The organism is Pseudorhodoferax sp. LjRoot39 (genome assembly GCF_964253035.1).
In the GTDB taxonomy this organism is placed as follows: Bacteria; Pseudomonadota; Gammaproteobacteria; order Burkholderiales; family Burkholderiaceae_C; genus Pseudorhodoferax.
This window is the reverse complement of the sequence record NZ_CAXUQL020000001.1, coordinates 1,392,336-1,404,976: the sequence shown is the minus strand read 5'-3', so window position 1 is coordinate 1,404,976 and position 12,641 is coordinate 1,392,336. Positions and strand designations below refer to the sequence as shown.

The window sequence follows — 12,641 nt, the reverse complement described above, 5'->3', positions numbered from 1 at the left end:
CCCGGGCCAAAGCGTCTGCTGGCATGGCCTGCTCCGCGGCCTCTCGACCAGCCGCTTGCACCCCGGGTTTGTACGCTGCGGGCGGTGCGCCCGGGCCATGAACAACAGAGGAGACACGGGCCGGCGGCCAGTACCATGCCGCCATGTCCGCCCCCCGCCCCCGCATCCTGATCGCCGAGGACGAATCCGGCATTGCCGACACGCTGGCCTACGTGCTGCGCGCCGACGGCTACGAGCCCATCTGGTGCGCCACGGCCGGTGACGCGCTGGCCCAGTACCGCGCGCAGCGGCCCGACCTGGCCATCCTCGACGTGGGCCTGCCCGACATGAACGGCTTCGAGCTGTTCCGCCGCCTGCATGAGCTGCCCGGCGCCGACGCCGTGCCCATGCTGTTTCTGACTGCGCGCAGCGACGAGATCGACCGCGTGGTCGGGCTGGAGCTCGGCGCCGACGATTACATCGCCAAGCCCTTCTCGCCGCGCGAACTGGTGGCGCGCGTGCGCAGCATCCTGCGCCGCAGCGCGCGCGGTGCCGTGGCGCCGCCTGCGCCCGCGCTGCCGGGCGGCACACCGCCCGTGTTCCAGATCGACGGCGAACGCCGCCGCATCCGCTACTACGGCCAGGCGCTCGAACTCTCTCGCTACGAGTACGGCCTCTTGGCGCTGCTGGTGCAGCGGCCCGGCCGCGTCTACACGCGCGACGAGCTGCTGGACATGGTCTGGGACGATGCCGCCCAGAGCCTGGACCGCACCGTGGACGCGCACGTCAAGACCCTGCGCGCCAAGCTCAAGGCGGTGGCGCCCGAGGTCGAGCCCATCCGCACGCTGCGCGGCACCGGCTACGCGCTGCACGAGGACCTGCCGCCCTCGCCCACTGCCGCGCCGTGAGCCGCCGCACGCGCATCTTCCTCGGCATCCTGGCGATCTACGTCGCGGGCATCGCCTTCCTGCTGTACCGCGTGGTCGGCGACATCGACCCGCGCTACCGCGAGTCGGCCGAGGAATCGCTGGTCGACACCGCCAACCTCGTCGCCAGCCTGATCGAGCAGGACGTGCAGGGCGAGCGCATCGCGCCGGCCCGGCTGGAGCCGCTGCTGCGCACGCTGTACGCGCGCCAGTTCGACGCCGAGATCTACGGCCTGCGCAAGACCCGCGTGGACCTGCGCCTGTACGTGACCGACGCCGATGGCCGCGTGCTGTTCGACGCGCAACGCGGGCGCATCGGCCAGCACGTGGGCGAGGACTACCTGGACTGGCGCGACGTGCGCTACACGCTGGACGGCCTGTACGGCGCGCGCACCTCGCGCGATGTCGCGCACGACGCCACCAGCTCGGTGATGTACGTGGCCGCGCCCATCCGCAACCGCGACCACGTGACCATCGGCGTGGTCAGCGTCGGCAAGCCGGTGCAGAGCTTCGGCAAGTTCGTGCAGGACGCGCGCTGGCGCACGATCTGGGTGGGCGTGGGCTCGGCGCTGGCGCTGCTGGTGGGCGCGCTGATCGTTTCCGCCTGGCTGGTGCGCCCGTTCGGCCTGGTGCGCGACTACCTGGCCTGGGCCCGTACCCAGCCGCGGCTGCGGCCCGGGCCCATGTTGCGCCATGCCGTGGCCACGCTGCGGGCCGGCGTGCACGAGACGCGCGACGCGCTGACCGGCCGCAACACCATGGCCGACCACGTGGCCACGCTCACGCACGAGATCAAGAGCCCGCTGTCGGCCATCCGCGGCGCCTCCGAGCTGCTGGACGACCCGGCCATGCCGGCCGACACGCGCGCGCATTTCCTGGACAACATCACGCGCGAGACCCAGCGCATCCAGGAGATCGTGGACCGCATGATGGAGCTGACCACGCTGGAGAGCCGGCGCGTGCTCGAACATGCCGGCCCGGTGGCGCTGGCGCCGCTGCTGGACGAACTGGCCGCCGGCCACCAGGCCGCCGCCGCGGCGCGTGGCCTGCGCATCGAACTGGCGCTGCAGGCCAGCCCCACGGTGTGGGGCGATACCTTCCTGCTGCGCCGCGCGGTGAGCAACCTGCTGGCCAACGCGCTGGACTTCGCACCAGCCGGCAGCGCCGTGGCGCTGACGCTGGCGGCCGATGCGCGCCAGGCCCGCGTGAGCGTGCGCGACCACGGCCCCGGCATCCCGGACTACGCCCGCCAGCGCGTGTTCGAGAAGTTCTATTCGCTGGCGCGGCCGAACGGCGGCAAGAAGAGCACCGGCCTGGGCCTGGCCTTCGTGCGCGCCATCGCGCAGCAGCACGGCGGCCAGGCGCTGCTGGACAACGCGCCAGGTGGCGGTGCGCTCGCCACGCTGGCACTACCGCTGCTGCGTTAGCGCCTGCACCGCGAGCTGGCGCACGCGCGTGGCCACGAAGCGCGCCGCGCGCGACACCGGCCGCTGCCGCGTGAGGCCCAGCGCGATGGTGCGCTTGATGGCCGGCCGCACCACCGGCACCGCCGCGAGCAGGCCCTGCGCGATCTCGGCCTGCGCCGCCATGGCCGGCAGCAGCGTGTAGGCCTGGCCGCTGGCGGCCACGCCCTTCATGGCCGTGGCGGTGTCCACCTCCATCACCACGTCGATGGCGATGCAGTGGCGCACGGCCAGCTGGTCCAGCATGGAGCGCATGCCATTGGGCAGGGCCGGCAGCACCAGCGGCAGGCCGTCGAGCTGGCGCAGGCCGATGCTGCGCGCCCGCATCAGCGGCAGCTGCGGCGCGCCGAGCAGGCAGGTGTCGATCACGCCCAGCGCATCCTCGCCGCGCAGCGCCGTGGTGCCGTAGCGGTTGACCACGATCATGTCGAGCCGGCCGGCGCCGAGCTGCTCATCCAGGTCGCCGCTGAAGCCCTCGGTCACGCACAGCCGCACGCCGCGCGCCTCGGCCTGCAGCGCGGCCAACAGCTGCGGCAGCAGGTAGCCGGAAAGCGTGGGCAGCACGCCCAGGTACACGGTGCCCGTCAGCGCGCCGGCCGCCTCGTGCACCGAGGCGCCGAGCTGCTCCACCTCGGCCAGCACCCGGTGCACCTGCGGCATGAGTTGGCGGCCGAAGTCCGTCAGCGCCACGCCGCGCCCGGTGCGCGCGAACAGCCGGTCGCCCCATTCCTGCTCCAGCTGGGCCACCTGCCGGCTCACGAGCGACTGGGCCTGGCCCAGCGCCGTGGCCGCGCGCGAGACCGATCCGAGCTCGGCAACAGCCGCCAACGTGGCCATCTGCTTGAGATTCATGCATTCACTTTAATCGATACCTGGTATCTCCTCGCAGCACTTTTCTGGAAACCACGGCACTCCTAGACTGCGCTGGCATCCCATTCATTCCATTGGAGACGACATGCTGCGCAAGAGCTTCCTGGCCGCATTGGCCGCCACCGCGGGCCTGGCCGCGCTGGCCGTTGCACCCGCGTCCGCGGCCGACTATCCGCACCAGCCCCTCACGCTGGTCGTGCCATTCCCGGCCGGCGGGCCGACCGACGGCATGGCGCGCCTGCTGGCGCAAAAACTCGGCGACCGGCTCGGCCAGCAGGTGGTGGTGGACAACCGCGGCGGCGCGGGCGGCGGCATCGCCGCCCAGTTCGCGGCCGCGGCGGCGCCCAACGGCTACACGCTGTTCTTCGGCACCACCGGCACCCTGGCCATCAACCCCAGCCTGTACGCCAAGCTGCCCTACCACCCGGTGCGCGATTTCGCACCCATCAGCCTCATGGCCACCACCATGAACGTGCTGGTCACCCGGCCCGACCTGGGCGCCAGGACGCTGCCCGAGCTGATCACCATGGCCAAGGCCCGCCCCGGCAAGCTGGCCTACGGCTCGGCGGGCAACGGCAGTTCCAACCATCTGTCGGGCGAGCTGCTCAAGAGCATGGCCGGCATCGACACCGTGCACGCGCCCTACCGCGGCTCGGCACCCGCGCTGCTGGACCTGATGGGCGGGCGCATCGACTTCATGTTCGACACCGTGGCGCAGCAGACGCAGAACATCGCCACCGGCAAGGTGCGCGCCATCGCCGTCACGGGCCCGCAGCGCTCGCCGCTGCTGCCCGAGGTGCCGACGGCCGACGAAGCGGGCCTGAAGGGCTTCGACGTGACGATCTGGTTCGGCGTGCTGGCGCCGGCCGCCACGCCCGCGCCCATCGTGGAGCGGCTGAACCGCGAGATCGTGGCCGTGATGGGCAGCGAGGAGATGCGCCGGCGCATGCAGGCCGACGGCGCGCAGGCCCGCACCAACACGCCCGCGGAATTTGCCGCGCTGATCCGCGACGACACGGCCAAGTGGGCGCCGGTGGTCAAGGCTTCGGGCGCGCGCGTCGATTGAACGCCGAAGGAAAAGCCATGCACACCCCTGTCGACGCGCGTCTGGCGCGCGCCTTCTCGCCGCGCCGCGTCGCCATCGTCGGCGCCACCGAAGACGCGAACAAGGTCGGCGGCCGGCCGCTGCACTATCTGCAGCGCTTCGGTTTCGCCGGCGCCATCTATCCCGTCAACCCCCGGCGCGCCACGGTGCAGGGCCTGGCCGCCTACCCCACGCTCGAAGCCCTGCCCGAGCGGCCCGACGCGGTGGTCGTGGCCGTGGGCCAGGAGCAGGTCGAGCCCGTGGTGCGCAGCTGCGGCGCGCTGGGGATCGGCGCGGCTATCGTCATGAGTTCGGGCTTCGGCGAGACCGGCGCCGAAGGCCGTGCGCGGCAGGACGCCCTGGTGGCACTGGCCCGCGCGCAGGGCGTGCGGCTGATCGGGCCCAACGCCCAGGGCATCGCCAACTTCCACAGCGGTGCGGTGCTGAACTTCAGCACCATGTTCATGGAGGTGGCGCCCGCCGACGGGCCGGTGGCCATCGTCAGCCAGAGCGGCGCGGCCAGCGTGATGCCCTATGCCCTGCTGCGCGAGCGCGGCATCGGCGTGCGTTACTTGGTGGCCTCGGGCAACGACGCCGATGCCTCGGTCTGCGAACTTGCGCTGGCCGCGGCGGCAGACCCGGAGATCCGCGTCGTGCTGCTCTACATCGAATCGCTGCGCGACACCACCATGCTGGTGCATGTGGCCCAGGTGGCGCGTGCGCGCGGCGCCGCCGTGGTGGCGCTCAAGTCCGGCCGCAGCGCGCTGGGCGCGCGCGCCGCCGCCTCGCACACCGGCGCCATGGTGGACGACGACGTGCTGATCGACGCCTTCCTCGCGCGCCACGGTATCTGGCGCGCGGCCGACGTGCATGGCCTGGTCAACGCCACCGAGCTCTACCTGCAGGGCGCAGCGCCGGGCGCAGGCCAGCTCGTGGTGATGAGCCACAGCGGCGCCGTGGGCGTGCTGTGCGCCGACACGGCCAACACGCTGGCCCTGCCACTGGCCGAGCTCGCGCCGCCCACGCGCCAGGCGCTCGAGGCCATCATGCCGGGCTTCGCCACGGCGCAGAACCCGGTGGACATGACGGCCGCGCTGATGACCGACGGCGCCATGTACGCCCACACGCTGGAGGCCCTGGGCGCCGATCCGCAGGCCGGCCTGTTCCTGGTCGGCGTGCCGGTGGCCGGCCCCGGCTACGACCTGCCGGGCATGGCGCGCGACACGGCCCGCTTCGCCCAGGCCGCACGCAAGCCGGTGGTGGTCTCGGCACCGCAGGCCAGCGTGCGCGCGGCCTTCCGCGCCGCCGGCCTGCCGGTGTTCGTGCACGAGACCGACGCACTGGCCGCGCTGGCCCAGGTGCGCGGCCATGCGGCGCTGCGCCGCGCGGCCGATCAGCGTGACGCGCTGGTGGCACCGGCCAGCCTGCCTGGCGCCCCTGCGGGCACGGGCACGCTGGACGAGGCCGCCAGCCTGGCCTGGCTGGGCGCTGCCGGCATCCCGCTGGTGGAACACCGGCTGTGCCGCAGCGTGCAGGAGGCCGTCGCAGCCTGGCAGGCCCTGGGCCCCGAGGTCGTGGTCAAGGCCTGTTCGGCCGCCATCCCGCACAAGTCCGAGCATGGGCTCGTGCATCTGGGCATCGGCGATGCCGACGGCGTGCGCGCTGCCTGGCATGCCTGCGTCGACCGGGTGGCCGCCATGCGCCTGCCGCTGGAAGGCGTGCTGGTGGCGCGCCGCGTGCGCGGCCAGCGCGAGTTCGCGCTCGGCGTGCGGCAGGACCCGCAGTTCGGCACGGCCGTGATGGTCAGCGACGGCGGCAAGTACGTGGAGGCGCTGCGCGACTTCGTGGTGCTGGTCCATCCCTTCACAGAACAGGACGTGCTGGACCGCCTGGCCACGCTGCGCATCGCGCCGCTGCTCGAAGGCGTGCGCGGCGAGCCGCCCACCGACACCGCCGCCGTGGCCCGCGCCGCCGTGGCCCTGGGCCGGTTGGCCGCCGCCCATGCGCAGCGCGTGGTCGCCATCGACCTGAACCCGCTGATCGCCGGCGCGCGTGGCCAGGGCGCCTGGGCCGTCGATGCCGTCGTGGAACTGAACCGAGAGCCCCCCCATGCATGAGACCGACAACGACACCGTGCGCGTCGAACGCCGCGGCGCCACCGCCATCGTGCGGCTGCACCGGCCGCAAGCCATGAACGCAGTGAACGCCGCACTGCGCGCCGGCCTCACGCGCCAGCTGGCGTTGCTGGATGCCGACGACACCGTGCAGGCCCTGGTGCTAACCGGTGCGGGCGAGCGCGCCTTCTGCGCCGGGCAGGACCTGGAGGAATCCGTTTCCATCGACACCCACAACCTGGCCGACTGGCTGAACCGCCAGCACGCCATGTACCAGGCCGTGCGCGACGTGCGCAAGCCCATCGTGGCGGCGCTCAACGGCACCGCCGTGGGGGCCGGCTTCCAGATGGCGCTGCTGTGCGACCTGCGCGTGGGCCACGCCGGGCTGCGCATGGGCCAGCCCGAGGTCAAGGCCGGGCTGGCCAGCATCGTGGGCTCCTACCTGATGTCGCTGCAGATCGGCCATGCGCTGAACCAGCAGCTCTCGCTGACCGGCGAACTCATCGACGGCGCACGCGGCCATGCGCTGGGCCTGGTCAACGAACTGGTGGCAGCGCCAGCCGTGCTGGAGACCGCCATCGCGCGCGCGCAGGCACTGGCCGCCCTTCCCGGCGCGGCGTTGCGCACCACCAAGCAACGCTTTCGCGAGCGCACCCAGGCCGGCTTCGAGGAGGCCTGCTCGGCCGGCATCCGCTACCAGCTCGAGTGCTACGCCACCGGCGAGCCGCAACGCGTGATGCGCAACTTCCTGGCGCGCCGCCAGGCCGCCAGCTCCGCCAAGGAATGACCACCATGCAAGACCACACCGACCTCTTTCTCGACGGCGCCTGGACGCCCGCCAGCGGCAGCGACGCGCTGCCCGTGACCGACAGCTTCACCGAGGCCGTCAGCGCCCGCTACCGCAGCGCCAGCGCGGCCGATGTGGACACCGCCGTGCGCGGTGCGCGGCGTGCGCTGCCTGGCTGGGCCGCACTGCCGGTGGCCGAGCGCGCAGAGGCCGTGCGCCGCATCGCCGCCGCGCTGCAGGGCGAGGCCGAGGCGCTGGCGCGGCTGATCGCGTCGGAAGTCGGCATGCCGCGCAAGCTGGCCGCACGCATCCAGGTGGGTGCGCCCCTGGCTGCCTGGGCGCGCTACGCCGACCTGGCTGAAAGCATGGCCTGGGAACACCGCATCGGCCACTCGCTGGTGCAGCAGGTGCCGGTGGGCGTGGTGGCCTGCATCACCCCCTGGAACTACCCGCTGCACCAGATCACGGGCAAGGTGGCCCCGGCCCTGCTGGCCGGCTGCACCGTGGTGCTCAAGCCTTCCGAGCTGGCACCGGGCAGCGCGTTCGCGCTGGCGCGCGCCGTGGCCGCCGCAGGCCTGCCGCCCGGCGTGTTCCAGCTCGTGCACGGCACCGGCCCGGCCGTGGGCGAGCCGCTGGTGCGCCACCCGGGCGTGGACATGGTCTCGTTCACGGGCTCCACCCAGGCCGGCCGCCGCATCGCCGCGCTGGCCGGTGCCGACATCAAGCGCGTGGCGTTGGAGCTGGGCGGCAAGTCCGCCGCCGTGGTGCTGGACGACGCCGACTTGGCGCTGGCGGTCAAGTCCACGCTGGCGAGCTGCCTGCTGAATTCGGGCCAGACCTGCTCGGCGCTCACGCGGCTGCTGGTGCCGCGCGCGCAGCTGGACACCGTGGCCACCCTGGTGCGCGACCTGCTGCCCGGCTACCGCATGGGCGACCCGGCGGACCCGGCCACCCGGCTGGGGCCGCTGGTCTCGGCGCAGCAGCGCGAACGTGTGCAGGCGCAGGTGGAGGCCGCGCTGGCGCGCGGCGCGCAGCGCCTGTCGGGCCCGCCCGCGGCGCTGCCGGCCACCGGCTTCTTCGTGCCGCCCACGGTGCTGGGCGATGTCGGCCCGGACGATCCGATCGCGCGCGAGGAGGTGTTCGGTCCGGTGCTGGTGGTGCTGCCGCACGACGGCGCGGACGACGCCGTGGCCCAGGCCAACGGCACCGACTATGGCTTGGCCGCCGCCGTCTGGGCCGCCACGCCGCAGGAGGCCCTGGCCGTGGGACGGCGCCTGCGTGCCGGGCAGGTCGACATCCAGGGCGCGCCCTTCAACCCCGAGGCGCCGTTCGGCGGTTTCGGCCGCTCGGGCCTGGGCCGCGAGAACGGCCTGCACGGCCTGCAGGAGTTCCTTGAACCCGTGGCGCTGCAATTGCCGCCCGCATTGGCCTGAACAGGAGAACCAGAACATGCATTTCGAACAGATCCGCTACGCCGTCGACGGCGCCATCGCCACCATCACCTTGCAGCGCCCCGAGCGCATGAACGCGCTCACGCGCGTGCTGGAGGCCGAGCTGCGCAACGCCATGGAGGCGGCCGACCGCGACGCCGCCGTGCGCGCCATCGTGCTGACCGGTGCCGGCCGCGCCTTCTGCGCCGGCATGGACATGGAGGAGCTGGAGACGCTGCCGCCTGAGGACATCCGCGCCGAGCAATGGATGCGGCCCTACGACATGAACCGCCGCGCCGACTACCAGACGCGCTACTCCTACTTCCCGGCCGTGGCCAAGCCCATCGTCTGCGCCATCAACGGTGCGGCCGCCGGCCTGGGCCTGGTGATGGCGCTGTACAGCGACTTCCGGCTGGCCGCGCGCCAGGCCGTGTTCGCCACCGCCTTCGCCCGGCGTGGCCTCATCGCCGAGCACGGCATCGCCTGGATGCTGCCGCGCGTCGTGGGCCATGCGCACGCCACCGACCTGCTGCTGACTTCGCGCAAGATCGACGCGGCCGAGGCCCTGGCCATGGGCCTGGTGCACCGCGTGGTCGATGCCGAGGCGCTGCTGGAACAGGCCCAGGCGCTGGCACGCCAGCTGGCGGCCGAGGTCTCGCCGCGCTCGGTGCGCGTCATGAAGCGCCAGCTCTGGGAGGCGCCCTACCAGACGCTGGGCGAGGCCGTGGCGCTGGCCAACGCCGAGATGGTGGCGAGCCTGCGCAGCGAGGATTTTCAGGAGGGTGTGCGGCACTTCGTGGAGAAGCGGGCCGCGCAGTTCACGGGGCGCTGAGAGCCTCGTCCGGCACCGCGGCCACGGCGCCGCGCGCTTCGGGCACCGCCGCGCCCACCCAGCCGGCCGCCGAACCTATGCTCAGCAGCAGGTGCTCCGTAAACGCACGCACCTTGGCGTTGGCCCGGCCGCCGGGGCGCAGCAGGTGGATGCCGCTGACCTCGGCCGGCGGCGCGTCCTGCAGCCGCAGCTCCACGATGCGCCCGGCCGCCAGGTCTTCGCCGATGGCCCAGTTGGGCATCAGCGCGATGCCCAGGCCGCGCGCTGCGCACAGGCGCCGCGTGTCGCAGTCGTTGCTCTCCAGTGCGAACTGCGGCGGCTGGCGCCAGTCGATGCCGGGCAGCTCGCGCCAGCCGCGCACGCTGGTGCTGTGCTGGCGATCGATCAGCCGGTGCGCCACCAGGTCGGCCATGCGCTGCGGCGTGCCGTGGCGGCGCAGGTAGGCCGGCGAGGCGCCCATCACGTAGCGCTGGCTGCCGATGCGCCGGCTGACCAGCGCGCTGTCGGGCTGGTCGCCGATGCGGATCACGAGGTCGAAACGCTCGGCCAGCGGGTCGACCACGCGCTCGGTCAGCTCCAGCTCGACATTCAAGGCCGGGTAACGGTCGAACAGCGCAGGCAGGTGCGGCGCCACGTGGCGGCGGCCGAAGGCAGGCACGCAGCTCACGCGCAGCAGGCCCTGCACGCTGCCGTCCAGCGCCACCACCTCGCTGCGCGCGTCCATGAGCTCGTGCAGGATCTTCAGCGCGCGCTCGTACAGCAGCGCGCCGGCCTCGGTCAGCGCGAGCGCGCGCGTGGAGCGCGTGAGCAGCGGCACCTGCATCTCGCGCTCCAGCGCGTCGATCTGGCGCGCCACCGACGAGGCGGCCAGGCCACGGCGCCGCGCGGCGGCGGAAAAGCTCTTGTCCTGCACCACGTCGACGAACAGGGACAGGCTTTCGGCAAAGCCCAGGGGATTCATCTGTGCACCTCGCGCAAAGGCGTTTGGCCCGTGCGCGGTATTCCGGCCACGGGGCGCAAAGAATAGCATCGGCCGCCTTCTTCGATCGACCCTTCACGCCATGCATCCACACGAGACAAAGCGCGCCCACGGGCGCATCCCTCCCGCCAGCCCGCGCCGGCGCCAGGCGTTGCTGGGTGCCGGCATGGCCCTGCTGCTGGCCGGCGCGGCGCCGGCACGGGCCGACGACTACCCCAGCCGCATGCTCACGCTGATCGTGCCGTTCGCGGCCGGCGGCACCGTGGACAAGGTGGCCCGCATGCTGCAGGAGCCGCTGCGCGAGCGGCTGGGCCAGCAGGTGCTGGTGGACAACCGCGGCGGGGCCGGGGGCACCATCGGCATGGCCCAGCTCGCCAAGAGCGCACCCGACGGCTACACGGTGGCCATGGTGTTCGACTCCTACGCGACCGAGCAGCACATCCACCGCAAGCTGCCCTACGAGACGCTGCGCGATTTCGCCGGCGTCTCCTATGCCGTGCGCTCGCCCATGGTGCTGGTGGTGCCCGCGGCCTCCCCTTACAAGACCCTGGCGGACTACGTGGCCGCCGCGCGCCAGCGCGACGTGACCTACGCCTCGGTCGGCGCGGGCAGCTCCAACCACCTGGCGGCCGAGCTGTTCCACGAGACCGCCGGCAGCCGCGGCCTGCACGTGCCCTACAAGGGCGGCGGCCCGGCGATTGCCGACCTGCTGGGCGGCCATGTGGACTCCATGGTCGCCAGCCTGCCGCTGGTGCTGCCGCACGTGCAGGCCGGCAAGCTGCGCGCCCTGGCCGTCACGGCCCCGGCCCGCAGCGCCGCGCTGCCCGAGGTGCCGGCCGTGGCCGAGACGCACAAGGGCTTCGAGATCTACTCCTGGGTCGGCATGGTGGCGCCGGCGAAGACGCCCGCGCCGGTGCTGGACAAGCTCTCCGCCGCGGTGACCGCCACGCTGCGCGAGCCCGCGCTGGCGCGCCGCATGGCCGACAACGGCTTCGAGGTCGTGGCCGGCGACCGCGCCGCCATGGACCAGCTGGTGCAGCGCGAGAGCCAGCGCTGGGGCCAGCTCATCGCCAAGCGCAGGATCAGCGTCGAATGAACACCGCTGCACGCCCCTTCACCTACGAGAGCCGCGCGCAGCGCGTGCTGTTCGGCGCCGGCACGCTGGCACAGGCCCCCGAGGAGCTGGACCGGCTCGGCGCGCGCAAGGCGCTGGTGCTGTGCACCGCGCCGCAGCGCGCCCAGGCCGAGCAGGTGGCGGCCCTGCTGGGGCCGCGCGCCGCCGGCATCTTCGACGGCGCCGTGATGCACGTGCCGCTGGCCAGCGCCGAGGCCGCGCGCGCCGCGGCGGTGGAGGCCGGCGCCGACGCGCTGGTGGCCGTGGGCGGTGGCTCCACCGTGGGCCTGGCCAAGGCCATCGCACTGGTGTCGCCGCTGCCGGTGCTGGCCATCCCCACCACCTATGCGGGCTCGGAGATGACGCCCATCTACGGGCTCACCGAGAACGGCCTCAAGCGCACCGGCCGTGACGCGCGCGTGCTGCCGCGCAGCGTGCTGTACGACCCGGCGCTCACGCTGGCGCTGCCGGTGGGCCTGTCGGTCGTGAGCGGGATCAACGCCATCGCGCACGCGGCCGAGGGCCTGTACGCGGCCGACGGCAACCCGGTCACCGGCCTGATGGCGGCCGAGGGCATCGCCGCGCTGGGCCGTGCGCTGCCCGCGCTGCATGCCGCGCCGCACGACCTGGCCGCGCGCAGCGACGCGCTGTACGGCGCCTGGCTGTGCGGCCTGGTGCTGGGCAGCGTGGCCATGGCGCTGCACCACAAGCTGTGCCACACGCTGGGCGGCAGCTTCAACCTGCCGCATGCCGAGCTGCACACCGTGGTGCTGCCGCACGTGCTGGCCTACAACGCGGGCGCGGCGCCGCAGGCCATGCAGCGCATCGCCACCGCGTTGGGAACGGCCAACGCGGCGCAGGGCGTGCAGGCGCTGGCGCGCCGGCTGGGCGCGCCCGTGGCGCTGCGCGACATCGGCATGCGCGAGGAAGACCTGGACCGGGCCTGCGCGCTGGCCCTGCGCGACGCCTACCCCAACCCGCGGCCGATCCAAGCCGGGCCGCTGCGGGCCCTGCTGCAGGCGGCCTACGAGGGCGCGGCGCCGGCCGGCTGAGCCACCGCCGG

General features: G+C 73.4%; 11 protein-coding genes. 9 read left to right on the top strand and 2 right to left on the bottom strand.

The genetic code is table 11. The features are described from left to right. The first annotated feature begins 143 nt into the window (after positions 1-143). Together creB and creC are read left to right on the top strand one after the other, a co-directional pair. The gene (creB, locus tag ACSQ4M_RS06660) at positions 144-887 is read left to right on the top strand and encodes a two-component system response regulator CreB (protein WP_436188812.1); all 744 of its coding nucleotides are present in this window, start codon (positions 144-146) and stop codon (positions 885-887) included. After that, complete coding sequence (gene creC / locus ACSQ4M_RS06655) at positions 884-2,332, top strand: two-component system sensor histidine kinase CreC (RefSeq protein ID WP_436188811.1); 1,449 nt, start codon at positions 884-886, stop codon at positions 2,330-2,332. Before creB ends, creC begins: the two co-directional genes overlap by 4 nt. Here the strand turns inward: creC and ACSQ4M_RS06650 are convergent. Further along, the gene (locus ACSQ4M_RS06650; protein ID WP_436188810.1) at positions 2,315-3,220 is read right to left on the bottom strand and encodes a LysR family transcriptional regulator; all 906 of its coding nucleotides are present in this window, start codon (positions 3,218-3,220) and stop codon (positions 2,315-2,317) included. The genes creC and ACSQ4M_RS06650 overlap by 18 nt on opposite strands. 103 nt (positions 3,221-3,323) lie before the next feature. Here ACSQ4M_RS06650 and ACSQ4M_RS06645 point away from each other — a divergent pair, with 103 nt between their 5' ends. The 5 genes from ACSQ4M_RS06645 to ACSQ4M_RS06625 are packed head-to-tail and all read left to right on the top strand — an operon-like array spanning position 3,324 to position 9,485. Next, complete coding sequence (locus ACSQ4M_RS06645) at positions 3,324-4,304, top strand: tripartite tricarboxylate transporter substrate binding protein (RefSeq protein ID WP_436188809.1); 981 nt, start codon at positions 3,324-3,326, stop codon at positions 4,302-4,304. 17 nt (positions 4,305-4,321) lie between these two features. Then, positions 4,322-6,439 carry an acetate--CoA ligase family protein gene (locus tag ACSQ4M_RS06640; RefSeq protein WP_436188808.1) on the top strand — a complete coding sequence of 706 codons (2,118 nt, stop codon included), beginning with the start codon at positions 4,322-4,324 and terminating at the stop codon, positions 6,437-6,439. Next, positions 6,432-7,223: an enoyl-CoA hydratase/isomerase family protein gene (locus ACSQ4M_RS06635; protein ID WP_436188807.1), complete on the top strand. Its 792-nt coding sequence runs from the start codon at positions 6,432-6,434 to the stop codon at positions 7,221-7,223. The genes ACSQ4M_RS06640 and ACSQ4M_RS06635 overlap by 8 nt, the downstream gene beginning before the upstream one ends. A gap of 5 nt (positions 7,224-7,228) precedes the next feature. Beyond that, entirely contained in the window at positions 7,229-8,656 is a 1,428-nt protein-coding gene (locus ACSQ4M_RS06630) for an aldehyde dehydrogenase family protein (protein ID WP_436188806.1), read from the top strand. Positions 8,657-8,672: 16 nt separating this feature from the next. After that, a complete protein-coding gene (locus ACSQ4M_RS06625) occupies positions 8,673-9,485 on the top strand; it encodes an enoyl-CoA hydratase (RefSeq protein WP_436188805.1) in 813 nt (270 codons plus the stop codon). On the opposite strand, the gene ACSQ4M_RS06620 is transcribed toward ACSQ4M_RS06625, so the two are convergent. Further along, positions 9,472-10,446 carry a LysR family transcriptional regulator gene (locus ACSQ4M_RS06620; protein WP_436188804.1) on the bottom strand — a complete coding sequence of 325 codons (975 nt, stop codon included), beginning with the start codon at positions 10,444-10,446 and terminating at the stop codon, positions 9,472-9,474. The genes ACSQ4M_RS06625 and ACSQ4M_RS06620 overlap by 14 nt on opposite strands. A gap of 100 nt (positions 10,447-10,546) precedes the next feature. Between ACSQ4M_RS06620 and ACSQ4M_RS06615 the strand changes: the two genes are divergently transcribed. Beyond that, positions 10,547-11,560 carry a tripartite tricarboxylate transporter substrate binding protein gene (locus tag ACSQ4M_RS06615; RefSeq protein WP_436188803.1) on the top strand — a complete coding sequence of 338 codons (1,014 nt, stop codon included), beginning with the start codon at positions 10,547-10,549 and terminating at the stop codon, positions 11,558-11,560. Further along, positions 11,557-12,630, top strand: coding sequence for a maleylacetate reductase (locus tag ACSQ4M_RS06610; RefSeq protein WP_436188802.1), 1,074 nt, complete (start codon positions 11,557-11,559; stop codon positions 12,628-12,630). The genes ACSQ4M_RS06615 and ACSQ4M_RS06610 overlap by 4 nt, the downstream gene beginning before the upstream one ends. Positions 12,631-12,641 lie beyond the last annotated feature (11 nt).